Origin of the sequence: Asticcacaulis sp. (assembly GCF_051954415.1) — a bacterium.
Taxonomy (GTDB): domain Bacteria; phylum Pseudomonadota; class Alphaproteobacteria; order Caulobacterales; family Caulobacteraceae; genus Asticcacaulis.
The window spans coordinates 67,458-91,471 of the sequence record NZ_JBQCHT010000034.1 but is presented as its reverse complement, the minus strand read 5'-3'; the positions used below and the strand labels follow the sequence as shown (position 1 = coordinate 91,471).

At 61.5% G+C, this 24,014-nt stretch carries 21 protein-coding genes; 4 read left to right on the top strand and 17 right to left on the bottom strand.

The window, feature by feature from the left end; translation table 11 throughout:
• Position 1 precedes the first annotated feature (1 nt).
• From ACTHND_RS11995 to trbB, 10 genes are read right to left on the bottom strand one after another with little or no spacing between them, the layout of a single operon-like run.
• On the bottom strand, positions 2-226 hold the full coding sequence (locus tag ACTHND_RS11995) for a DUF2274 domain-containing protein (protein ID WP_440178180.1): 225 nt from the start codon (positions 224-226) through the stop codon (positions 2-4).
• On the bottom strand, positions 214-1,440 hold the full coding sequence (locus ACTHND_RS11990) for a TrbI/VirB10 family protein (RefSeq protein WP_440178179.1): 1,227 nt from the start codon (positions 1,438-1,440) through the stop codon (positions 214-216). The genes ACTHND_RS11995 and ACTHND_RS11990 overlap by 13 nt, the downstream gene beginning before the upstream one ends.
• Positions 1,437-2,315 (bottom strand): P-type conjugative transfer protein TrbG, encoded by an 879-nt coding sequence (gene trbG / locus ACTHND_RS11985; protein WP_440178178.1) that lies wholly within the window; start codon positions 2,313-2,315, stop codon positions 1,437-1,439. The genes ACTHND_RS11990 and trbG overlap by 4 nt, the downstream gene beginning before the upstream one ends.
• Positions 2,312-2,998 (bottom strand): conjugal transfer protein TrbF, encoded by a 687-nt coding sequence (gene trbF / locus ACTHND_RS11980; protein WP_440178177.1) that lies wholly within the window; start codon positions 2,996-2,998, stop codon positions 2,312-2,314. Before trbF ends, trbG begins: the two co-directional genes overlap by 4 nt.
• Positions 2,999-3,000: 2 nt before the next feature.
• On the bottom strand, positions 3,001-4,338 hold the full coding sequence (gene trbL, locus ACTHND_RS11975) for a P-type conjugative transfer protein TrbL (protein ID WP_440178176.1): 1,338 nt from the start codon (positions 4,336-4,338) through the stop codon (positions 3,001-3,003).
• Between the two features lie 2 nt (positions 4,339-4,340).
• Entirely contained in the window at positions 4,341-5,093 is a 753-nt protein-coding gene (trbJ, locus tag ACTHND_RS11970; protein WP_440178175.1) for a P-type conjugative transfer protein TrbJ, read from the bottom strand.
• Positions 5,080-7,512: a conjugal transfer protein TrbE gene (trbE, locus tag ACTHND_RS11965; RefSeq protein ID WP_440178174.1), complete on the bottom strand. Its 2,433-nt coding sequence runs from the start codon at positions 7,510-7,512 to the stop codon at positions 5,080-5,082. Before trbE ends, trbJ begins: the two co-directional genes overlap by 14 nt.
• A gap of 8 nt (positions 7,513-7,520) precedes the next feature.
• Positions 7,521-7,805 (bottom strand): VirB3 family type IV secretion system protein, encoded by a 285-nt coding sequence (locus tag ACTHND_RS11960; protein ID WP_440178173.1) that lies wholly within the window; start codon positions 7,803-7,805, stop codon positions 7,521-7,523.
• On the bottom strand, positions 7,805-8,128 hold the full coding sequence (locus tag ACTHND_RS11955; protein WP_440178172.1) for a TrbC/VirB2 family protein: 324 nt from the start codon (positions 8,126-8,128) through the stop codon (positions 7,805-7,807). Before ACTHND_RS11955 ends, ACTHND_RS11960 begins: the two co-directional genes overlap by 1 nt.
• Before the next feature lie 24 nt (positions 8,129-8,152).
• Positions 8,153-9,118 (bottom strand): P-type conjugative transfer ATPase TrbB, encoded by a 966-nt coding sequence (gene trbB, locus ACTHND_RS11950; RefSeq protein WP_440178171.1) that lies wholly within the window; start codon positions 9,116-9,118, stop codon positions 8,153-8,155.
• A 624-nt stretch (positions 9,119-9,742) separates the two neighbouring features.
• Between trbB and ACTHND_RS11945 the strand changes: the two genes are divergently transcribed.
• Genes ACTHND_RS11945 through ACTHND_RS11935 form a run of 3 tightly spaced genes read left to right on the top strand, consistent with a single transcriptional unit; the run spans position 9,743 to position 11,884 of the window.
• Entirely contained in the window at positions 9,743-10,393 is a 651-nt protein-coding gene (locus ACTHND_RS11945; RefSeq protein WP_440178170.1) for a response regulator, read from the top strand.
• Positions 10,323-11,027 carry a hypothetical protein gene (locus ACTHND_RS11940; RefSeq protein WP_440178169.1) on the top strand — a complete coding sequence of 235 codons (705 nt, stop codon included), beginning with the start codon at positions 10,323-10,325 and terminating at the stop codon, positions 11,025-11,027. The genes ACTHND_RS11945 and ACTHND_RS11940 overlap by 71 nt, the downstream gene beginning before the upstream one ends.
• A complete protein-coding gene (locus tag ACTHND_RS11935) occupies positions 11,027-11,884 on the top strand; it encodes a hypothetical protein (RefSeq protein WP_440178168.1) in 858 nt (285 codons plus the stop codon). Before ACTHND_RS11940 ends, ACTHND_RS11935 begins: the two co-directional genes overlap by 1 nt.
• 71 nt (positions 11,885-11,955) lie before the next feature.
• Here ACTHND_RS11935 and ACTHND_RS11930 read toward each other — a convergent pair whose 3' ends face one another.
• From ACTHND_RS11930 to ACTHND_RS11900, 7 genes are all read right to left on the bottom strand, one after another.
• Positions 11,956-12,924: a nucleotidyl transferase AbiEii/AbiGii toxin family protein gene (locus ACTHND_RS11930; RefSeq protein ID WP_440178167.1), complete on the bottom strand. Its 969-nt coding sequence runs from the start codon at positions 12,922-12,924 to the stop codon at positions 11,956-11,958.
• Positions 12,914-13,687 (bottom strand): type IV toxin-antitoxin system AbiEi family antitoxin domain-containing protein, encoded by a 774-nt coding sequence (locus ACTHND_RS11925; protein ID WP_440178166.1) that lies wholly within the window; start codon positions 13,685-13,687, stop codon positions 12,914-12,916. Before ACTHND_RS11925 ends, ACTHND_RS11930 begins: the two co-directional genes overlap by 11 nt.
• Before the next feature lie 176 nt (positions 13,688-13,863).
• A complete protein-coding gene (locus ACTHND_RS11920; protein WP_440178165.1) occupies positions 13,864-14,268 on the bottom strand; it encodes a CopG family transcriptional regulator in 405 nt (134 codons plus the stop codon).
• Between the two features lie 7 nt (positions 14,269-14,275).
• Positions 14,276-16,255 (bottom strand): conjugal transfer protein TraG, encoded by a 1,980-nt coding sequence (locus ACTHND_RS11915; protein ID WP_440178164.1) that lies wholly within the window; start codon positions 16,253-16,255, stop codon positions 14,276-14,278.
• 110 nt (positions 16,256-16,365) lie between these two features.
• Positions 16,366-16,593 carry a hypothetical protein gene (locus ACTHND_RS11910; protein ID WP_440178163.1) on the bottom strand — a complete coding sequence of 76 codons (228 nt, stop codon included), beginning with the start codon at positions 16,591-16,593 and terminating at the stop codon, positions 16,366-16,368.
• Positions 16,583-17,218 carry an acyl-homoserine-lactone synthase gene (locus ACTHND_RS11905; RefSeq protein ID WP_440178162.1) on the bottom strand — a complete coding sequence of 212 codons (636 nt, stop codon included), beginning with the start codon at positions 17,216-17,218 and terminating at the stop codon, positions 16,583-16,585. The genes ACTHND_RS11910 and ACTHND_RS11905 overlap by 11 nt, the downstream gene beginning before the upstream one ends.
• Before the next feature lie 54 nt (positions 17,219-17,272).
• On the bottom strand, positions 17,273-18,034 hold the full coding sequence (locus tag ACTHND_RS11900) for an autoinducer binding domain-containing protein (RefSeq protein ID WP_440178161.1): 762 nt from the start codon (positions 18,032-18,034) through the stop codon (positions 17,273-17,275).
• 64 nt (positions 18,035-18,098) lie between these two features.
• On the opposite strand from ACTHND_RS11900, the gene ACTHND_RS11895 reads away from it, so the two are divergent.
• Positions 18,099-23,966 carry a DEAD/DEAH box helicase gene (locus ACTHND_RS11895; protein ID WP_440178160.1) on the top strand — a complete coding sequence of 1,956 codons (5,868 nt, stop codon included), beginning with the start codon at positions 18,099-18,101 and terminating at the stop codon, positions 23,964-23,966.
• Positions 23,967-24,014: the final 48 nt, after the last annotated feature.

The window sequence follows — 24,014 nt, the reverse complement described above, 5'->3', positions numbered from 1 at the left end:
TTCAGGCCATCGGCCGCCGTGACGACTTGGTGAAGGCCCGGTCGGACGCCATAAAGCGTTCGACCATGACCGGAATGAGCCTCGCCGGATCCCCGACGGCATGCCCGGTTTCCTTGGAGAGGGCGTCAGCGTAGGCGAGGAGGTCGCGATGGACCTCGGCGGGCAGGTCGGCCGTCACCTTGACCGGCTTGTCGTCGAGCAGGGGGCCGAGTTTTAGTTTGGCCATGGTGGGTCTCCATAGGGTTCCAGGATGAGGTCACGGGACAGGATGACGCGGACGGGCATGCCGGCGCGGATGGTGATGGTCGGCTGGACGTCGAGTTGCCGTTCGACGATGCGCTGGCCGGCGCGATTGATGCTGTCAGCGGCGCCGTCGCGCAGCGCACGGACCAAGTCACTGTCGGACTGGGTATCGCCGGTCTGGGCCCCCATGCCGAGCAGGGTGGAGAGAGCGGCGGCGTTGACGACGGCGGCCCAATGATTGTCGACGCTGTCGGCGAGGCCGGCAAAGCCGCGCGCGTCGGCTGCAGAGGCCTTGTCCAGAACGAGGGATTTCCCGTTAGGCAGGATCAGGCGCGACCAGACCAGGAGAATGCGCGACTGGCCGAAACTGATCGAGTTGTCGTACTGTCCAATCAGGCGCGATCCCTTTGGGATCAGGATATAACGGCCCGTCAGGGAGTCGTGCACATCCTGGGTCACCTGGGCGAGGACCTGCCCCGGGATGTCCGACCGCAGGCCGGTGATCAGGGCGGCCGGCACGACACTGCCGGTCAGCAGGGTATAGGGCGAGATGGGATCGACCAAGCGTGCGTCACTGGTGACTTGGCTGTCCGGCGTGCGGTCCAGATAGGCCGTCTTCTTCTCGGCGTCGGACTTGACGGCATCTGGCTGTCCCGGCAAGGGCCAGGTTCCGAGTGGCGGCGAAGGGGCCGTTGTGGAAACCGTCGCTACGTCGCCGCCATGGCCACCGGCCTGTCCGAAAAACACCTGGCTCGTGCGCGCGGCGATCCTTGCCTGTTCGGCCTGTTGGCCCGCTTGCGAGGAAGCCGCATTTCCCGGGCCGGCAGAAGCCGGAACCGGTTCGGCGCCTACGACTGGCACGACAACTCCTGTCGCCTGGCTGGCGGCCAGAAGAGGGCGTCCGAGGTCACCCGGCAAAGGCGGTCCGAGTTTCGGCACGCCCGTGTAGTCCTTGGGCAGGCCGGCCAGGGCTTCGCCGGCCGAGGGCGTGCGTACGGGCGCGGTGTCGGCGTTTTGGTCTGTCGCCGCCTTGGGCTTGGCGGGCGACATGGCGAAAGCCAACGCCACCCCAATCGCGAGGGCTGCAACGGCGCCGCCGCCGACCAGGACCTTGCGCGACAGGCGCAGGACCGGCTTCGGCTGGGCGCGCAGGCGCATGGCTGCGGCGGGATCGCCTTGATCGGTTGGCGTGCTCACGATGTCTGTCCCCCGACGCGGCGAATACGTACCACCTTCTGGTGGCCTTTGTCGCCGAGGCGCAGCTCGGCACGGTCAAGGAGGCGGTCAACGACAAGGAACTGGTTCTGGACGCGATAATTGACCAGTTCGGCCTTGCCGTCGACGCCTATCAGGAACAGGGGTGGCAGGTCGGTGCCGGCGGTCGCAGGCGACATCTCAATATAGACCTTCTCGCCGTCGTCGAAGACGCGGAGCGGCTTCCAGGACACGTTGTCGCCGTCGAGACGGTAGTTGAAGTTGAGGCGCGCCGGGTCGATGCCGGATGCTATCGGCGCCTGCGCCCGTGCCTTGTCGGCGGCCTGCGCGATCGCCACCAGTTCGTCCTGCGGATAGCGCCACGAGACAGAAGCCATGTAGGTGGCGGGTAGGGCCTGAAGTTCGATGTGATAGGTGCGCCTGTCAGAATTGATGACCAGATTGGTAGAGAGCGTCGGCAGCGTCGGCTTGACCAGGATATGGACCTGCCGGGTGTCTCCGGCGCCGCTTTCGGTGGTGCCGATGACCCAGCGGGCAGTATCGCCGGCGGCGACCGGCCCCGTGCCGACAAGGCGTTCGCCGGTTTGCAGGGCGATGTCGGTGACCTTGCCCACGCTCGTGTAGACTTGGTAGAGCGCGCCCGGCATGAATGCATAGACCTGTTCGGCATTGGCGAAGGTGGACGGCGACGGCATGACGCGGGCGGCGGCATTGGCCTTCTGCACGTCGTCGGCCGCCGATGGCGCCGGCGGCGCATGGCGCAGCGAACGGTAGGGACGCGGCGCGGCCTTCGATGCGGTCGCGGTGACCAGGGTGGCCAGGATCAGGCCTGCGACGGTTAGGGATTTGCGGGTCATGATTGGGTGAACTCCTGGGACCAGTTGATGGCGTTGACATAGATGCCGAGCGGGTTCCGGCGCAGCCGCTCGGGGTCGTGCGGCGGATCGATGACGAGGGAGGCGATGGCCGACCAGCGCTGGGTAGTCACGAGTTGCCCGTTCGTGTAGCCGCGTTCCAGCCAGGTGATGCGGAAACTGTCAGGGGAGGCGCGGATGACGCTCAGGACCTCTACGGCGACCTGGGTCTGGCCGACCTTTGCGAACGGGTCGCTAGCCTGGGCGTAGCCATTGAGCGCCAGCGCGCCCTTGTCGGTGGTGAAGTCATAGGCCTTCAGCCAGTTCTGCCGCACCACGACGGGATCGTTTGGGATGGCGCGGACCTCCGAGATGAACTCGGCCAATTGGTAGGCGACCTGGGCGTCGTTGGGGCGGTAGCCGGCGGTGGCCGGGGCAACGGCTTGGGTCTGGCCGAGCCTGTCGACCTCGACGATCCAGGGCACGATGGTCCCACGCGTCGATTGCCAGGTGAGGGCAGCGGCGAAGCCGCCGGCCAGGATGAGGCATCCGAAGGCCATCAGCCGCCAGTTCCGCGCCTGGACTCGGGCCGATCCGATACGGTCGTCCCAGGCCTTGGCGGCGCGCTGGTAGGGGGTTTCGGGTTCTGGCGTCTGCCCGTAGGAGGTGGAAGCGCGCTTGAGCATGGTTATTGGCTTTCCTTGAGATCGACGGCGTGGCCGCCACCGGCCGCGTCGCCTTGGCCCACGACGTGGACGGCGGTGCCGACGGCATTGTGAAGGGACTGGTTGCGCTTGAGATCGCTGGCCCAGGCCGGAACAGGAGTGGAAGAGGCGACAGGACCAGCGGATGACGCATTGACGGTCCCCTCGGTGGAGCCGCCGCCGGTCGCGGCAAATGCGCCGCGGACACCCGACTGGTAGCTGTCCTTGAAGGCGCTGGCCGTGGCCTGGGCGGCACGGTTCATGGGCGCCGTGGCCGCCTTGGCGACATTAGCGATACCGCCCGCTACGGCCGAAGCGCCCTGTTTGCCCATGGCGCCGAGCGAATAGGCGGTGGAGGCCGCACCCGCCATGGACGCGCCGGAATGCGCGGCAGTCATGGCGCCGCCTGTCAGGGCCGACAAACCGCGTGCGGCCATTCCGGCACCCATCAGGCCACCGGCCAAGGCACCGCCGGCGGCGAGCGTTGCGCCCACGGCGGAACCCGCACCCATTTGCGGGCCGCCGGAAACCAGGCCGTTGGCGACGGACGGGCCGAAGATGCCGAGGCCCAGGAGGGTGAGGGCGGCGAGCACGACGGACATAGCGTCCTCGATCGTCGGCTGGGCGGCACTGAAGTCCTGCACCAGGGTGCTGAACAGGGTCGAGCCGATGCCGGTGATGACGGCCAGGACGAGGACCTTGATGCCCGACGACACCACGTTGCCGAGGACCTTTTCGGCCATGAAGGCGGTCTTGCCGAAAAGCCCGAAGGGGATGAGGATGAAGCCAGCCAATGTCGTCAGCTTGAACTCGATGAGCACGACGAACATCTGGATGGCCAAGATGAAGAAGGCCAGCACGACGAGCAGCCAGGCGAGACCGAGGCAGGCGATCTGGAGGAGGTTGTGCAGGAAATCCGTGACGTTCATGAGGTCGGAGGCTGCGGACAACAGGGGCGCACCGGCATCGAGGCCGGTCTGCGCCAGCTTCCCGGGACGCATCATGTCGGCGACGGTAAAGCCCGTGCCTGATGCCTTGAGGCCGAGGCCGGCGAACGAATTGAAGACGATGGCCGCCAAGCCGTTCCAGTTGCCGATCAGGTAGGCGAAGGCGCCGACGAACAGGGTCTTCTTGATCAGGCGGCTGATGATCTCGGAATCACCGCCGCCATCGAAGGTCCAGAAGAGGGCGGCCAGGGTCACGTCGATGACGATCAGGGTGGTGGCGACGAAGGCGACGTCGCCGTGCAGGAGGCCGAACCCGCTGTCGATATAGCGGGTGAAGACCTCCAGGAAATGGTCGATGACGCCGGTATTGTTCATGGTCAGTGCCCGTAGAACATCTGGGCGTTGCCCGGCTGGTAGCCGGTCTTGCCTTGCAGGAAACGGCGGCGCTGTTCGGCTCCTTGAGCCGCGGCGGTGGCGTCTTCGGCAGCCTTGAGGTCCTGTGCCCGGGCCTGCGAAGCCAGGAGTGCGGTTAGGTCGCTGAGTTGCTGGGCCTGGAGGGCCAGCAGTTGGTTGCCGGCCTGGGTGGCGGCTAGCGCGCCATCGGCGCCCTGGCTGGCAGTGACCAGGGTCGAGACCTGTGCCTGGTAGGTGCTAGTGTTGCCGAGCACCGTCGCTTGGGTGCGCATGGCATCCTGCAGGCCGGCGACGGTGTTGCGCCAGCGGCTCTGCGCGTCGGTCACGAGCGACGCGTCGGACGCGCTCATCGACACGCTGCCGTACAGGGACTGGAACGCGTGGTCGACCTGGCCGACATCGTAGGCGATGTTCTGGGCTTGCTGGATGAGGGCGCGGGTCCGGTTGACCGTCTGCTGGATTTGGTTGAGCACGGACACGGGCAGGCTCGTCAGGTTGCGCGCCTCGTTGATCAGGGACTGGGCCTCATGCTGGAGGGACGTGATCTGGTTGTTGACCTGTTGCAGGGCGCGGGCGGCCTGGAGGACATTCTGCGCATAGTTGGTCGGGTCGAAGACGGCCAACTGGGCACGGGCCGGCACGGCAGACGCGGCCCCAACGGCTGTGACGGCGCCAAGCAGCAGGCGGAGGGTGGAGCGTCGGTCAGGTAAGGTCATGAGTGTGTCCTTCGGCTTGTATGGAAACGAGGTCTGCCGCCCAGGCGACGCCCTTGTGGCTGAGCCAGTTGGCGAGGAAGGCTTCCGGGTTTTCGGAATCGAAGAGGCGGTCGATCGCCGTCTGGTCCTGGGGGGAAGAGGTGGCGCAGAGCGCCAGCGCGACCTGCCCCAGCCCCAGTTCGAACATCCGGTTGCCGCGCGGGGATTGCAGGTAGTAGTCGCGCTTCGGCATGGCGCGGGCGATCAACTGGACCTGGCGGCCATTGAGGCCGAAGCGCTGGTAGATGTCGGCGATCTGGGGTTCCAGGGCATTGGCGTTGGGCAGGAAGAGGCGTGAGGGGCAACTCTCGATCAGGGCTGTGGCAATGGCGCTTGCCCCGATATCGGCCAGGCTCTGGGTGGCGAAGATGACGCTGGCATTGTGCTTGCGCAAAGTCTTCAGCCAGCGCTTCAGTTGCTGGGCAAAGCCCTCGTCATCCAGGGCCAGCCAGCCTTCGTCGATCAGGATCAGGGTCGGCCGGCCGTCCAACTCCCCTTCGATGCGATGGAAGAGATAGGACAGGACGGCGGGGGCGGCGGAGGTGCCGACCAGGCCTTGTGTCTCGAACACGGAGACGTCCGACAGGGCGATGGTCTCCACCTCGGCGTCGAGGAGCGCGCTGTGCGCGCCACCGGCGCAATAGGGCTGCAGCGCCTGTTTGAGGGCGAGCGACTGCAACATGACGCAGAGGCCGGTCACGGTGCGCTCGCCCGACGGGCCGGAGGCCAGTACATTGAGGGCTGACCAGACGTGTTCGCGGACGGCCGGCGTCGCCACTACGCCTTCGTGGACGAGGATCGCTTCGATCCATTCCGCCGCCCAGGACCGTTCGGCCATGTCATCGATATGGCGAAGCGGTTGAAGGTGAACGCGATCGCTGTCTGTATCGCCGAGATCATGCCAGTCGCCAGCCATGGCAAAGCAGGCGGCGCGCAGGGAACGACCGAAGTCGAAGGCCAGGATGCGCGCGCCGGCATAGCGGCGAAACTGCAGCGCCAGGAGGGCCAGCAGCACGGACTTGCCGGCGCCGGTCGGGCCGACGACCAGGGTGTGGCCGACATCGCCGACGTGCAGGGAAAGACGGAAGGGTGTCGTACCCTCGGTCTTGGCGAGCAGCAGGGGCGGGCCGTCGAGGTGACGGTTGCGATCGGGACCGGCCCAGACAGCAGAGGCCGGCATCATATGGGCGAGGTTCAGGGTCGAGATCGGTGGCCGCCGGACATTGGCGTAGACTTGGCCAGGCAGGGTGCCGAGCCAGGCGTCGACTGCGTTCAGCCTCTCATTGATGCAGGTGAAGTCGCGCGACTGGATGACTTTCTCGCACAGGCGGAGCTTCTCGTCGGCGACCGAGGCATCCTCGTCCCGCACCACGATGGAGGCGGTTACCCAGGCATAGCCGGCATAGTCGGCGCCGAGTTCCTGCAGAGCCTCATCGGCATCGGCGGCTTTGTTGGATGCGTCATTGTCGACCAAAGCGGATTGTTCGTTGGTCATCACCTCCTTCAGGATGGCCCCCAGGGATTTTCGCTTGGCGAACCATTGCCGGCGGATCTTGCCGAGCACGCCCTGGGCCCGGGTCTTGTCCATCAGGAGCGCGCGGGTCGACCAGCGATAAGCGAAGCCGAGCCGGTTCAGGTCATCCAGGATTCCCGGAATCGTGGCGGCCGGAAACGCGCTGATCGTCAGCACCCGCAGGTGCGAGGCGCCGAGAATGGGGGCCAGGCCGCCGGTCAACGGCTCGTCGGCCAGTAGCGCGTCCAGGTGCATAGGGGTATGCGGGACGGCCACGACATGGCGCCGCGTCGAAACAGTCGAGTGCAGGTAGGTTAGAGTCTCGGGATCGTCGAGCCAGCGGCAGTCCGGCATGAAGCCCTCGAACTGGTTGAGGACGCGGTCAGACTGGTCGCGGAACGTGTCGACCAAATCCCAGGCTTGGCGGACATTGGTGCCCGTGCCCTCGAAGAGCCAGGCCTCGGATGCCGAGGTTGTGTCCTCCGGCGGCAGGTAGGAGAAGGTGAGGTAGTAGGCGGACTCGAAGTGGGCACCTTCCGCTTCGAAGTCGGCCCGGCGTTCAGCCTCGACCAAAGCGGAGGCCGGATCGGTGAAGGTCGACAGCGGATAGGACTGGGCCGGCAGGCGCTGGGCTTCGATGAAGACCGTCCAGCGTTCGCCCAGGCGGCGGAAGGCGCTGGAAAGCCGTTGGCTAATGGCCGACAGTTCGGCGGGCACGGAACTATCGAGGTCGGGGCCGCGGAATTTCGCGGTTCTTTGGAAGGACCCGTCCTTGTTGAGGACGATACCGGGGGCGACCAGAGCGGCCCAGGGCAGGTAGTCCGAAAGGACCGCCGGACGTTTCCGGTATTCGGCAAGGTTCATCATGGTTTATCTCAGGCGTCGAAATGGGAGGGCAGGCGGAGATGACGGCGCGCCACGTCGAGGAAGTCGGGATCGTGGCGCGCCGCCCAGACGGCAAGGGTATGGCCGATGAGCCCGATCACCAGGCCGGCCACCCACAACCGCAGGCCCAGGCCAAGCGCTGCCGCCAGTGTCCCGTTGACGATGGCCACGGCTCGGGGCGCGCCGGCCATCAGGATGGGGTCGGTGAGGGAGCGGTGGACGGGGGCGGCGTACCCGGGAGGCACTCCGGTGCCGGGCTCGGGGTCGAACGCCATCAGAGAAGCGCCCCGCCGCCGAACGAGAAGAAAGTGAGGAAGAAGGAGGAAGCCGCGAAAGCGATCGACAGGCCGAAGACGATCTGGATCAGGCGCTTGAAGCCGCCCGACGTATCGCCGAATGCCAGGGTCAGTCCGGTGACGATGATGATGATCACGGCGATGATCTTGGCGACCGGCCCTTCGATCGAGGACAAGATGGATTGCAGGGGCGTTTCCCATGGCATGCCCGAGCCGGAGGCCAGGGCCGGCGAGGCGCTGAGGGTGGCCAATCCGGCCAGGACGAGAAAGGGGAGGGCGCGCAGGCGCGAGCGGAGGGTCATCGGAGGTCCTTTCAGGAGGAGAAGTCAGTTGAGGGTGAAGGGAGTGAGTTGGTACTGGCCGTCGGCGGCGAGGCCGGTGACGCGCATCAATTCGGCGACGCGGCGATGGGCACCGCGTCCGTGGAGGACCACGACCAGGTCGATGGTTTCAGCGATCAGGGGCCGCGGCACGGTGACGACGGCTTCTTGGATCAGTTGTTCCAGGCGCAGGAGCGCGCCTATGGCGGAGCCGGCATGCAGGGTGCCGACGCCGCCGGGATGCCCGGTGCCCCAGGCCTTGAGGAGATCGATGGCTTCGGCGCCGCGGACCTCGCCGACCAGGATACGGTCGGGGCGCAGGCGGAGGGCGGAGCGCACGAGATCTGAGAGGGTGGCCACGCCGTCCTTGGTGCGCAGGCTCACGACATTGGGCGCGGCGCATTGCAGTTCGCGGGTGTCTTCCAGCATCACCACGCGGTCGTCGGTGCGGGCGACCTCCGCCAACAGGGCATTGGTCAGGGTGGTCTTGCCCGAGGAGGTGGCGCCGGCGACGATGATATTGAGGCGCTGGGCAACGGCCCCGCGTAGGGCATCCGCCTCGACCCCGGACATGATGCCGGCGGTGACATAGTCGTCGAGCGAGAAGACCATCGAAGCGGGCTTGCGGATGGAGAAGGACGGACCGGCCACGAGCGGCGGCAGGAGGCCCTCGAAGCGCTCGCCGGTGTCCGGCAACTCGGCAGACAGGCGTGGCGAGGTGGCGTGGACTTCGGAACCAACATGGTGGGCGACCAATCGGATGATGCGTTCGCCGTCCTCGGCGGTCAGCCGCTCTCCGGTATCGGCGAGCCCGGTGCTCAGGCGATCGACCCAGATGCGGCCGTCGGGATTGAGCATGACTTCGACGACGCCGTCATCGGCCAGCAGGGCCGTGATATGGCCGCCGAAGGCGCTCCGCAGCATCCGCGTGTAGCGGAGGGTGGCAGGATCTGGTTGTGCGTGAAGCGACATGGCGGCCCCGTGAATTCATGCGAAAACTCATGGGGTCTAGTAAGAAAGCCAGGATTTTACGGGGCGCAACAGGAATTCGACGCCGTCGTACCATGTCGTAGGAATAGAAAAAAATGGATAGGCCGTCTCTGACAAGATAACTTCGGCTCGGAGACCATACGGGTCTGTTCGGACCATAGTAAAGCGACTGCGTCCAAAGCGTTATCGCGGGAATCCCGGGGCGAGTACGCGAATGAACGACGGTCGTTCGGAGCGAGGCGACAACGTATTAAAGTGTCTGCCGGCGTCACAGATTGGGCAGCCTTCCTTTTCCTTCGCGGTCGCGGCTTTCATGGCAGAGGGAGATACGCGGGCTTCTTGAAGGATCTTGAGCGCGCGAGTGTATGCAAGGCCCGGTCCCAAGCGGAATGGCAGTTCCGCCTCATGGTCCAGATTGTGCTGGTGCCTCGCGTATTCCTTTAGCATTGCTTGAACATCTTCCAATTGATTTCCTCACAGCAAATCGCAACAACAACCATTGATTGTTCAAAATATAAGAGTAGTGTCAGGCTGTCGAGGGGATGTCAGGTGTGTCTAATATCCGGTGCGCGAACCCTTGCGGCGCGGACGTGGGATGTATATCGGATGAATGTATTAGTTTCGGCGGGGGAGGTCTCTGAGAAGGCTGGAATCCCTTGGGAGACGATAGGAGCGATTACACCGCACGTAATCTGGCTTCTTTTCATCGTATTTTTTCTGAGGTGGATCGGCCGGGACCGCATCCTTCATTTTCTGGACAGGCTTCAGAAAGTGAAGATTGGCGACGTAGAGGTCGAGCTTCGACAGGCTCTGAGGGAAGCCGCAGAGAAACGTCAGGAAGCAGTGCCAGCTATCGCCATTGGGAGGGCTGCCCGACGTCTGGTCAAGTGTGCATATCTGATTAGTCGGGCAAGAATTCTGTGGATTGACGACAATCCTGATAACAATGCAAGTGAGATAGCATTGTTTGAGGAAGTGGGTGGCGAGGTCGATACGACAACTTCGACCGAAGAAGCGAAAGCCATGCTTAGCCGGGCGCGCTATGACCTGATCCTTTCGGATATAGGCCGTGGCGAGGAGAGTACAGCCGGGACAGACTTTGCGAAGGAGCTTGCCCGCAATCCGAAATCACCGCCGGTCATTATTTATACTGTCAAAGCGGAGAAGACGCTGCCGGAAGGTACTTTTGGAATTACCGACCGGCCAGATGAACTGGTCCATCTGGTTCTGGACCTGCTGGCCCGGAAGCGAGGGTGAGACAATGTATATCCAGTGGTTTGTGAAGGGCATTTCGAGCGCAGGCCCCGGCGGTCAGGGTGTCTTCACCTGGGCGGACGCTAAAGGACTGATCCTGGCTGGGCACGGCATAGTTTCCAACTGGTGGCGTAATAAGCCGGGTAACAGGATATCTCCGCCGGAAATTGAAGCAGTTCTGACAAGCGATAATCTCAACCGGCATGTCCACGACTACGCCAGTTTTGGTTCGCTATCGCCATTCATTTCTGTCGCATCAGGTTGTGTGGAAAGGGATGCCCTGTTGGGGCGCAACAATGTTTATTCGGCGATTGACACGGCACTCGCGTTTGCCACTGAGGATGGAAGACATCCGGGGGCTTTGTTCTATGGCTGGCTGCCGGTCGGTTTAAATCCGGCTGTCGAGCTGAGCGCCGTGGGTGAGAGCATTCGTGATCTCAATGTTTATCATCGCTGGTCACCTTTCCAACTGGAGGGCGAGATTACGGCCAAGATCAATATACCTGCCAATCAGATTGAAAAAGTTGAGTGGTGGGATCTGTCTGTGACGGGCCATCAGGATACGCCTGTTGATGTTTGCAATAATTCACGTTTCGTAGCGCCGACACCCCTTCTGAATGCAAGGGAGTTGTTTTAATGCCTGGTCACGCAGATGAACTTGGTCTTGATCCGGACCGTCTTGCTCAACGATTTAAGTTCCTGACAATCCGTGCACAGGCACAGGATAAGGCGGCATTGGTCGGTCAAACACCTGACCGTTCAGATATGCATCGGGCCTGTGCTGCTACACTCAGGCGCGATGCGGCTTCTATCGCACTCCTGCTCGGGAAAATTGTTGAGGCGCGGGACATGTTTCGTGAAGCCGGCGAAGCGCTCCTTCAACTTGGACTTTTCTACGGCCAGTTCCTCATGCGTCTTTCCGGTCAGAAAATAACTGGATCATGGTTTAATGACTGGATGCAGCGCGCCATGGTTACCCCGCACGGTACTGACGGGGGGACGTCTGCAGAACTGCCACGATTTGCCATCGCATCTGCGGGGACACCACGTCAGTTACTGAGTCTGGCTCAGGCCGCCCCGGAAAAGTCCGGCACTGGTTCAGAAGTCAGGTATTTTGTGCAGGACAGACTTTTTTCCTACCGTACTTTGCCGTTGGGCGCTGCGGGCACACCTCTCGCACAATATCTGAAGGTTCTGAATGCACTGATTACGGGTGATTTTGACAGCAAGGCTATTGATAGCCTTACTGGAATGGCGATCCAGCGCCGCGACTTGATTGAAGCCGCCCGCACCGATGAGTTTCATTGGTCTCGCGTGCAGCAGCCCGCTGAAATGATCGATTTTGATCTGCTCGCACTGGGCTTTGCTGCTGCAACGAACCATGGGGGAGACTCGCCGGCCTTCGGCATTATGGCTGAACGTGGCAGCGGGGCCGCTCTGCCTTTCAGGCTTGCTCTCGAACTCGCTGATCTCAGCAAACCGTCGGACTATTGAGCTTGGGCAGCGCGCGTCGCTTGATCGTCTGTGCTGTGAATCAAATTTTAGGTTATCGTGCTTATCAAATTTTAGGGTTTCGCGTCGATTTCGGCTCTCGTTTCGTTCGCGGCGGGATAAAGCACCTCCTTCAGCGTCTTGACTCCGTCGGCATGACGCTGGTGTGCGGTATCTCGAAGATAGCGCAAATTGCGCAGTTTCCATTGCGGACCGGCCAGGGTTTGTAGGCTTTCGAAAGGAAACAAGTTCCAGTCCGGATCGCCGGTTTCAAAGCTGAGCAGGAATGCCCGGTCGGCATCTCCGAGTGAAGCCTGGACCGCAGTACTTAACCGCTCGAATGTCTCCTGGTGGTCGGCGTAAGTGAAGGGTTCGAACGACATGCCTTCGAATTCCGAGGTGAAGCTTTGTTCCCTGTCCTTTATGCGCGGTTTTATCAATTCGGCTATGGGCCGGCCATGGCTCACCAGGCCTGCGATCATTCCGAGCTTGATATCGTTGGGCAGCGGCGCTTCCAGGTCGAGAAGGTGCTTGACGTCGAAAAGGTCGCGGGGATGCTGGCGGTCCATGGCTGCGCACAGCTTGCCACCGAACAATTCACCCCGGCTGATGACCGGTGTCTCGACGAACCGACCGAACATGTCCTGCACTCTTTCGGAACAGGCCATCGAACGCACTGGCAGGAGATGGCCGCGGAGAACGGGGTTGACCTCGACCTTGATCTGGGTGCGAAGCCGCTGGCAGTGCAACTTGGCCTCCAGGCCATCCTTCTGGGGGACGAGCGTAACGCGCGTCGGCTTCAACTTATCTTCGATCCGAACCTTGAGGCGGCCAAGGGCTTCCGAAATCGTGGCCAAGGCTTCGTCGCGGCCCTGCGTCGGCACGTAGGTCAGGTCGATGTCGACGGACAGGCGCGGCAGGTCCCATTCGAAGAGGTTGATCGCCGTCCCGCCTTTGAGGGCGAAGCACGGTTCCTCCGCGACGAAAGGCAGGATATCGAGCAGCAGTTTCACCTGGTCCTGGTACTGGGGCCTAATGTCCATCGGCGACCAACTCCCTTGGCAGGATCAACTGGTATTTTGCGACATAGGCGCCGCCATCGGCCAAGGTACGGTCGCCGGAACCGAGGTTCACCTGGCTTGGGTCCAGATGAGACATGACCGGCAGTTGGGCCCTTTCCGCCATATAGAGGAAGAGACGCACGACCTTGATGGAGGTGCAGGCTTCCAGCAGAGATTGCATCAGCTTGGGTCGAAGCGTTCGCAGGCCTTCGAGGATTTGAAAAGCTTCGACCAGGTCGAAACGCTGGGGTGCCAGATACAGGAGTTCCAGGATTGCGCGCTCCGGCGTGGACCCGGTCAGGGTAAACCCATCCAGCGGCGTGTCCGTCAGGCCAAGTTCTGCCGGTAGCAACTTAGTCTGGACGTGGACGACGGAATCGCGCAGGTCCCGCGACGTGAACCATGCTGGCAGGGAAACGGCCGGACTCGAATAGAGATAGGCCGTGTTGGCCCCTATGCGGACATAGTGATTGAAGCCGTCCGCCTCCAGGGCTGTGGGACCACCTACATGCACCTGCAAGCCAAGTTGCTTTTGGAGGCTGTGGAGGGCGCCTGTCCAGGCCAGCGTCTCGTTTGGACGCTTGAAGGCGCCTGGGCCCACGCGTTCGAGCCAGTGGCTGGCAACATATTTCTGGGCATGCTGGGGCGTTATCCCGAGCGCCTTCAGGTGCGCGGTTGTCTCTATGGTTCGCGGCTCCCACTGGCTTAGCAGCAGCCTTAGTTTTTCGCTTCCAGATACACTCATGGTATATCCGTAGCACATTTTTCGATGTAAGGCCAGTCTGAAGGCGCGCCTAGCCTTGAAAAACTCCTCGTGGATATACCCTAGGTATATCCTTGGCCAAATAAATAAGGTTGCAGCCAAGACCCAGCCCGAGTGGCGGCATGGAATGAGGCCGGGAAATGGGTAATGCCTTGCTGTCAATGTGCAACCTTATCGCCCCCTTCGAGACGCGATATGGTCTTCGTATTCGCTGCCAGCCTTTGCCCCAGGGTTTCCATGAACTGGTCGTAGCGTTCCGTCGCCGATGCACGGGCGGCGGCGGCGACCTGTTCGGGCAAGGGCGGATTGGCGCCTAGCCATAACCAGACATAGACCATGAAGGCCTCGACCGAGATATTGGTGTCCCGTGCCAAGCGCTCGAGTTGGCGCTCGATCCGCCCCAACCGCCGGGTGGTTCCGGCTTCCTTCTGCTCCGGATCGACAAAGGCCGCCACGGCTGCCTCGGCCATGATCGACAGGGGTTGCCGCCGCGATCCGGCATAGGCACGGAGTTGGTCGTAGGTCCTGGGGTCGAGATAGACCGTCATGCGTATCTTTTTCATGGTGTCCTCACAGGTCGATGCCGTCATTCGGGTCGAGGCTTGCCTGCCGGGCTGTCTGATGTTGCGCGCGTTGCTGGCCCTGGAGGCGCTTGACCCGGTCTTCGAGTTCTGAACTCGCCGGCCCGAAATCGAGCGGCATGGTTTCGGGCGTTTTCGGTTTCGGTGGCGGCGTCAGCTCGGGCACCTTGCGCCGTTCCGGGCCGGCGATCGAGCCACCGTCCGGGCGCGCCGCCGCTGGCATGGCCATCGACGCCAAGGGTTCGATCGCTGCTCGACTGGACCATTCGTCCTGGCGTGGAGGCGGCAATTTAATCGTGATTGGAGGCGGCAGGACGCGCTCCATGAAACGCTTGTCGGTGTAGTACCGCGCCTTCTTTGCGCGGATGGGCGGGATGCCGGCCACCATCACGATTTCGTCGGCCGGCGGCAATTGCATGACTTCGCCGGGCGTCAGGAGCGGACGTGGTGTTTCCGAGCGCGAGACCATGACGTGGCCGAGCCAGGGACTGAGACGATGTCCGGCATAGTTCTTCATGGCCCGCAATTCGGTCGCCGTGCCCAGAGCATCCGAGACCCGCTTGGCCGTACGTTCGTCGTTGGTGGCGAACGACACCCTGACGTGGCAGTTGTCTAGGATTGCGTTGTTGCTGCCGTAGGCCTTCTCGATCTGGTTCAGGCTCTGGGCGATCAGGAAGGCCTTGATATTGTAGCCGGCCATGAAAGCCAGGGCACTTTCAAAGAAGTCCAACCGCCCGAGCGCTGGAAACTCGTCAAGCATGAGCAACAGGCGATGCCTTTTCGGTGCGACCAGGTCCTCGGTTAGTCGTCGGCCGATCTGGTTGAGCATAAGGCGGATCAGCGGCTTCGTGCGGCTGATATCCGACGGCGGCACCACGAGGAAAAGGGAGACCGGTTCCGTGTCGTCGACCAGATCCGCGATGCGCCAATCGCACCGGCTCGTTACGGCGGCGACGACCGGATCGCGGTAAAGACCGAGGAACGACATGGCGGTGCTGAGGACGCCCGACCGTTCGTTCTCCGACTTGTTGAGCAGTTCCCGCGCGGCCGAGGCGATGACCGGGTGCGGCCCTGCCTCGCCGAGATGGGGCGTGGTCATCATCGCGGCCATGGTCGCCGACAGCGACCGCTTCGGATCGGACAGGAAGTTGGCGACGCCCGCCAGGGTCTTGTCGGCCTCGGCGTAGAGCACGTGCAGGATGGCGCCGACCAGCAGGCTGTGGCTGGTCTTTTCCCAATGCGAGCGCCGTTCCAGGCTGCCTTCGGGATCGACCAGAACATCGGCGACATTCTGGACATCGCGGACCTCCCATTCGCCCTGTCGGATTTCGAGGAGGGGGTTGTAGGCGGCGGACCTGATATCGGTGGGATCGAACCGCAGGACCTTGCCATGGCGGCTCCGGAAGCCCGCTGCCAAGTGCCAGTTCTCGCCCTTGATGTCGTGGACGATGCAACTGCCCGGCCAGGTCAGGAGGGTGGGAACGACGAGACCGACGCCCTTGCCGCTCCGGGTCGGGGCAAAGCAGAGCACGTGCTCCGGGCCGTCGTGGCGCAGGTAGTCGTTGTCGAATTTTCCGAGCATGACGCCGTCCGCGCCGAGGAGTCCTGCCTCGCGGATAGCCTGCGGACCGGCCCATTCGGCGGAGCCGAAGGTGCTCGCAACTTTTGTTTCACGCGCTCGCCAGATCGAAATCGAGATGGCGACGACGACGGCCAGCATTCCGCCGCTGGCGGCGATATAGGCGCCGTCCATGAAGATCGCAGGGGCATAGGCGTCGAAATGATACCACCACAGAAAGAAGTCATAGGGGTGGTAGATCCCCACTCCGGCAAAACGGAACCAAGGCGTGCCGAGTTCCGACTGGAAGGCCAGCCGCCAGGCGGTCCATTCCGTCGCGACCCAGATTGCCACGAAGGCCGTCAGCAGGACAGCAAGGATCTGGCCCCATAGCAGTTTAGTCGCGGACATGGCATTCCCCTTTCACGGGGATAGCTTGACCCCCAGGACCTGTCGCGCAAGGGCACCTGCGTGGGGGGCGTAGGATTAGAAAGCCTGGCGTAGAATTAGAAAGGCCGGCGTCAGTGCTTGGTGCCGGGCGGCTTGGGGGGCCTTCCAGCATTTTGTTGATAAAGTGTCCTATGAAGGGTCACATAGTCGTTCTGGCACAGGACGACGCAGTCCTTGATCCGGTCGGCGAACGCATCGAGGCCTTCGCCCGCGCATTCCTTCGCCAGGACATCAAGGGCCTTTATGACTCTCTCGGCTTTTGCCAGTTTCTCGAACGCGAACTCGTCTTCAGGCGACATGCCTCATCGTCTCCTCTGCCCCAACCAGGCCAAGGGGACTGTAAGTTCCGGTCGACACACAGGCGCGTTGATACTGGTCCAGGCTGACGTCGATACAGGCCGCCTGGATCTTGGAATGGTCACCGATCGCCTGCGGCTTGCCCAGGCGAGTGAGGTTGATGCCGTTGCGCTCGAAGACCGATCGCAGGATGAGGGTCGGCATGAGTCCGATGATGCGCTCCCAGCCGAAATGCAGGGCGCATTCCAGGTAGCCGACGGAGATTTGCCGGAGAATGTGCAGACGCTTGTCGGCGGGCAGGCGGCTGTCGATGCAGAAGCGCGTCCCCTCCCAGGTATTGGCACCGGCGTAGATGGACGGGTCATCGACGAGGTAGGAAAAGTGATCTTTAAGCATGCAACCGAGGTGAATAGGCGTTAGGCGACTACACCCGAGTACGGTCTTTCCATCCTCGCAGTAGACGAGATATAGGGAGGCCAGGGTGTCGTATTCGTCGAATTCCATCCCGTCGAAGACCTTCACCGAGTAGCTCTGCCGCTCGATGAATTCCTGGTGGCGAAGGCGGTGCTGCCCGAAGAAGAGATCGGCCGACGTCGAGATGGACTTGTACGAAATGATCGATAGCATAATACCCTCCAAAGTGAAGGGTTTAAGCTCATCATAGGTTGAATTGAATCGATATCACCCGCTCGGGTTAGGCAAGTCGATAATCCCCTGGCGCGCCGCCTTGACGAAGGCCTGGACCCGGTTGTTGACGCCAAGGCGCCGAAAGATCTTCCGGAAGTGGCTGTTGACGGTGTTCTCGGTGATGTCCAGGCCCGCCGCCACCTCTCGGTCGGATTGGCCGCGGACGGACAGGTTGAGGATGTCGAGTTCGCGCGAGGTCAGGTCGATCGGGCGCAGTACCGCCAACTGCGGTCCGGCCACAAGGTCGGACAACCGCTTGTAGAAGAGGTTGGAGATCGACCAGAGGACGTCGAGGTCGCGGCAGTGTTCGGTTGTGGGCGTGAGCGTCGCCAGGGCGACGCCGCCCTGCCGCGACCGCGACCCGACGAAAGGCAGGCCGATGCCGTTATAAAGGCCCGCCTCCTCGGCCATGTCCAGGAAGTTGACCTGCAGGGGCGACAAGGCGAAATGACTTCTGAGATCTGCCCAGAAGAAAGGGCCTATGTCGCCACGGGCTGACAGGGCGACCGGGTCGAAGCGCAGGCAATCGCGCGTCATGTAATAGGCGATCCAATCGTCGGGATAGGTCGAGGCCCAGGCAAACTTCAGGATTTCGCTCGGAAGGTCGTAGTCACGCATCATAGAGATGTTGACGTAGGCGAAGCCCAGTTTCCGGTAAGTCGCAATTAGTAGATCGGCAAGCGCTTCCTTGGTGGCCACGGCGTGGGAGGCGTTGGCGAATTCGATGAATCCACGGGCGGCGAAGGTCTCTGGCATGCGGCACCTCTCTCAGCACGCGGCACGCCCGCACACAGATGTTTCAAACCAAAGGAGCGTGACGATGTTCGACCCTGTCGGCGGCTTCGATAGAATGATCGATCAGTTTCTTGCGTACCTCGACACCGCGTATCGGATCAAAGATCCCAAAGTCGCGTCGGCGAGGCGAAGCTTGCTCGCGTCCGCCGGCCAACTCGCGCTCGACCCTCTGTTCGAGGCGGTTCCCCGATACGAGACGTGGCTCCACGGGTTGGAAGGGCTAATCGAAGACAAGGAAAAAACGCTCCCGAATTTCACACCCGCCCAGCGGACGGCCTTCGTTGAACTGGCGCTTTCGGGATTGTTCGATCGCGACCGCAAACAGCCGGGGTATGTCGGGGCCTATCGCCCCTACGAACATCAGATCGAAATGTTGAGACGCGGAACCGCCGACGGCACCCCAGGTATCGTCGCTTCAGGTACCGGCTCGGGTAAGACCGAATCGTTTCTTTTGCCGATCTTAGCGCATCTTGCCAAGGAAGCCGCGTCCTGGCCCGCCCCGTCTGCCCCGTACGATGACGACTGGCTGAACGCGGGCAACAGCTTCAGGCTTCATCGTCGCAATGAAGGTCCGGGCCGGCGTCAAGCCGTTCGTGCCCTCATACTTTATCCATTGAACGCATTGGTCGAAGACCAGATGGTTCGACTTCGAAAAGCGCTGGACTCCCCGGATGCGCGCTCGGTCATGGACCGGCATTTCAACGGTAACAGAATTTTCTTCGGGCGCTACACCGGCAAGACACCCGTCACCGGCTTCCATATGCATCCACGGATGAGCAACGATCCGGCATGGAAAAAGCGGTCTCAAAATTCGCGCGCCGAACTCAAAAAACAACTTCAGCGTATCCGCGCCGTGCAACAGCGGCTCGTCCAGGACGGAAACGATCCCGAGCTTAGATACGTGTTCCCCACGACCGACGGCGGCGAGCTCGTCTCAAGATGGGATATGCAGGCCAGTCCACCCGACATCCTCGTCACCAACCAGTCGATCCTCAATGCGATGCTGGTAAGAGAAGTGGACGATCCGATCCTTCGCCAGACGAAGGATTGGCTCGAAAGCGACCCCGAGGCCCGGTTCTACCTCGTTCTAGACGAATTGCACCTTATCAGGGGGTCTGCCGGCGCCGAAATGGCCGGCTTGATCCGTATCCTGATCGAAAAACTTGGACTTACCACGCCTGCCAACGCCCATAAGCTGCGCATCTTAGCGTCGTCGGCATCGCTTCCGGTAGACGACGCGAATGCGCCGACGAGCGTGAAGTACCTTATGGATATGTTCGGGCCCGGTGGCACTGCAGGGGCCGCGGACCAGCACAAGACTTGGAAAGATAGTGTCGTGCCCGGACGTCCTGTGCAGGTGGAAATTCCAGATGAAATGCCGAGTGCCGATTCGCTGCGCGATCTTTCAAATGCATTAGCGTCCTTCGACCGTGACGGAAGGCCGGAAGCCCTTTTGAGCAAGTTTGTGTCGGCCGCCCGATCCATCCCCGGCAACGAAATCCGTCCAGAGAAAGAAGCTTTGGAGCAGGCGACGGCCGTCGCAGCGAGAATGATCGATTTCGCCCTTCAGAAGGTGGGCGCGCCCAACGGGAAAAGCCCTCGGGGCACGCTCGAAATTTCCGAGAAATTGTACGGGAAAGGCGACGCCGACATCGCCCGCGGATTGCTGGCTCTCCGAGCCATTCCCGACCTGCCGTCGACGGTATTGCCGCAAGCCTGGCGGCCAAGTCAGGACGTGGTAACCCGACTGCCAGGCTTTAGGATGCATTGCTTCGTCAGAAACGTCGAAGGCCTCTTTGCGGCGGTCTTTGTCGACGCAGATGGGCAACTTGCCTGGGGCGATCCCGGCATCGAGCGTGGTCAGGATCACGAAGAGGTCGACTCGTCGGGGATCACGCGGCGGCGACTTTTCGAATTGCTGTACTGCGAAGCTTGCGGAGAACTCTTCGTCGGGGGCAAACGTGGCGACGCCAGCAAAGCCGGCGGGAAGCGTATTTCGCTGCTCCCGGCGCCCCAAGATTTGGAAAGGTTACCCGAGAGCGCGGCTTCGATCCGGTTCGAAGATGCGAGCTTTGAGGAGTTCGCGCTGTTTTGGCCAGGAAGGACGGCGCCGGAAACCGAGATCAAACCCGGATCGCCGTACCGCTGGCTTCAAAGCTTTTTGAACCCCTCTACGGGCGTCGTTCAAGAGGACGAAGACGTGGGATTTGTTCCAGGTTACCTATTGGATTGGAACGGCAGGACCGATTTCCACAACCGATCCTCAAGCGACGACGGGACGGCAGTTCCTTATTGCTGCGCCAGCTGCGGAACCGACTATTCCGGCCGATTCAGAGCCGCCAATTCGGCAAAAAGGGATGGTCGGAAGTCGCCGATCCGAAGCTTCCGGACCGGTTTCGCCAAAACGTCTCAGCTATTGGCGACGGAACTCGTGGCGTCGCTGAAGGCCCAGGGTGGAGACGGAAAGTTGGTGGCGTTTTCCGATAGTCGTGAAGACGCCGCCAATTTGGCGATCGACGTAGAGGTCCAGCATCAGCGAGACCTCCGGCGCGAAATACTCATCGGCGCGGCCACGCACATCGCGGCCAATCAAACCTTTACCGAAGACGACGAAAAGGAGATGGCTGCCATCAGCAAAAAAATGATGGACATGCTTATGGGCGGGGAGGGCAACGGTGTGACCGACCTCGCAATCCGGCTTGAAAGGTTGAAAAAACTTAAGGACGCTCACGGTCATCCCGTCAGCGTACCCTTGGAAAGCCTGTTCGAATTCATGCGTGGACAGACGGCGGAATCCGTCAGGCCTATTCTTTCGGAGCTTCTAAGCCTGGGCTCGACGCCCGTGGAGGGCGTAGACACATGGCTCTCCCGAATTAGAGGCCGCCCCTGGTATTGGTTTTTCGAGAAGCTGCCCGACGGGCAGTATCGGTGGAAAACCGACGAGACCGAGCAAAACTTAGCTCTATTGAAGAGAGCGAAAGATCGGATCAATGACGAACAGCCGCCCGAGGCGACGGATCTCCTCTTCAGTAAAACCTATTTCGCGCTCGAGGAAACAGGTTTGGGCTGGCCGAGTTTCTACGGACAGGAAGCCTACACGCCGGAAAAGTCGAGAAACGACGCCTGGCTGCGGATTTTCTCCGACTTCTACCGCATCACGCCGAACCAGTTCCAGGAAGATGCCTCCACCGTCTGGAGCGACGCTCAATCGATGCGGGGCCGTGGCGACAACAAACTTGCACGCCTGCTCGACCGGATATTCGGCCCGCGCGCTGCCGACGAGTGCACCGCTTTCCTGGCGACGCTACGGAACGACCTGAAGCAGGACCGAGGCGACGGATCGATCGATATTACGCGTTTGTTTTTCCGCACCTCCTCGGCCGATACGCGGACGCTGAGGTGCAAAAAGTGTGCTCGAGTCCATTTGCACCGAGGCTTCGGCCGGTGCACGCGCTGCGGAGAGGATCTCGCCGAGAGCGAGGCGCAAACGGCGGGCCAAATATCGCAGACCAACTTCCTTGGTCGTCGTGTTATGCGTTCGATCCAGCAGGGCGAGAGCCCGTTTAGATTGAAGTGCGAGGAGCTTACAGGGCAGACACGCGACCCCGCGGAACGACTTCAACAGTTCAAAGGCGTATTCGTCAGAGAAGACGGGGAAAACGACGAGACGTTCGCCGCGAGAAAGTTGTTCGACACGGCCGATCTGTTGTCCGTGACCACGACAATGGAAGTCGGCGTCGACATCGGATCGTTGCAAGCGGTCTATCAAGGTAACATGCCGCCGCAACGCTTCAACTATCAGCAACGTGTCGGCCGGGCGGGCCGGCGCGGTCAAGCGTTCTCGGCTGTACTCACCGTTTGCCGGAGCAAAAGCCATGACATCCATTACTTTCATCATCCGATCGAGATAACCGGGTCGGCGCCACCGCCTCCCTTTATAACCACCGGTCTGATCGACATCCCTTCGCGCCTGCTGAGGAAGTTCTGGCTGGTCGAGGCTTTTCGGATTTTGAGGGAACAGCACAGCGCCGCGTGGGCTGGAGATCAGATGATCCCCGGCGACATCCACGGCGAGTTCCTTTACTGCGACGAATATTTCCGTCCCGGCGCGAGTTGGCGAGACGAACTGCGGGCAGCACTCCAAGCTACGCTTCCCGAGCGGACTTCGTTCGTGAATATCCTGGCATCCGCGGCGGCCTGCGACGCAGAAGAGCTTCGCACGGCAGTATCCGTCGAAAACGTAATCCTCGAAATCGACGGGCTCGAAACGGAATATGGTAGCCTGCAGATCGGGATCGCGTCGGCGTTGGCCGAACGAGGGTTGTTTCCTGTTTTCGGCATGCCGACCAGATCGCGAGATCTCTACCTTGGCCTGGAGAAAAAGAACGACGAGGCCGAATGGGACACGATCGATCGCGACCAGGACATGGCGATCTTCGATTTCGCGCCTGGCAACGTCCGAACTCGCGAGAAGCTACGCCACAAGTGCGTCGGGTTCACAGGGACCTTGAAGGCTCCGGATGCCTTCAAGGACGACCTCGATTTCCCTCTGGCCCCCTTCAATTCCTGGCTGAAGGAAGGCTTTTTCCTAAGGTTCTGTAGCGTTTGCGGCACCTGGTCGAAAAACGCCGCGGTGGCGGCGGAATGTTCCGCGTGCGGCTCTACCTTGGAAGACGAACCGCAGCAATGCTTGACGCCGGCCAGCTATCGCACGGACTTCCGGCCGACCGACGAAAGCGTACAGGCGAAGGTCGGGCAAAGGATAGTTCTGGCCAGCCTAGGGAAGCCTGATGACGAGAAAACCGACCGGAACCTTGAAGTCAAATTCGCCGAACGTTCGGAGATATTCGTGGTCAATCCCGGTTTCAGGGAGGACCTGGGATTCAGCGGTTTCGAGGTTCAAACTGCCTTCGATAATCACGCCCTTAGGATAGGTTGGTTCAAAAACAAGCCTGTGTTGAGGTTGTCCGACCAAGCGATCAGCTCCGAAGTACTGCGCGACGATGTGGAGAACCGTTTCCGTAGCGATACGGCCTCATCGAAGGGTTGGCTCGTCTCGCCGAAAATCACCAATTCCCTGCAAGTCGGTCCCGGCCGGGTCAACGAAAACCTGCGGCTGACTGATATGGATGTAGGGCTTTCTCTCGGGCGTCGCAGCCCCGACAAAACCAGCGTCAGGGCGGCGGCGATATCGGCAACGGAAATTCTCATCCAAAGGGCGGCGTTGGATCTCGATATCGCTCCCGAAGAGTTCGACTCTCTCGCCCCGAACACCGTGCAAAACCGGGCGGGGGCAGTTCTACCATACTTGCAGATTGCGGACGCGCTTCCGAACGGCTCGGGCTTTTGCCGCCGCCTGCTGAGCAACAGCTCGCTCCCATTATCGCGATTGATCGACAGCATCTTGGACGAAACCACGGCCTGGCCTCGAAGCATGTTGTCGGTCGACGGCCATGTCGGGAAATGCGGGGCATCTTGCTATCGGTGCCTCCAGCGTTACAACAACCGGAACTTCCATGGATTGCTCGATTGGAGGCTTGGTCTTTCATATCTTCGAGCGATGGCAGACGCCGACCATCAATGCGGGTTGGATGGAAATTGGAGTTCTTTTTTCGAATTGTCCGATTGGCCCCGAACTGCGCAGGCACTGGCCATGCAGACAAGCACGTTTATTCCGGGAAACGTAGTCTCGCACGTCAATGGAAGGCCGGATATTCCAACCTTTTCTTTGTCTGATGGCGGGGGAACGGTGGCAGTCGTTGTCCATCCGCTTTGGAATCGTAGCAGATGCCTCGATTTACTACATGTTGGAATGAACGCAGTGGTAATCGACACCTTCGAGCTGGCAAGAAGGCCTTTACAAGCAATTCAGAGGGCCAGAGGAGCAACCTAGGGGGCTAATCGGATCATATTGCCCGTGAACTAACCATCTCCATTTTAT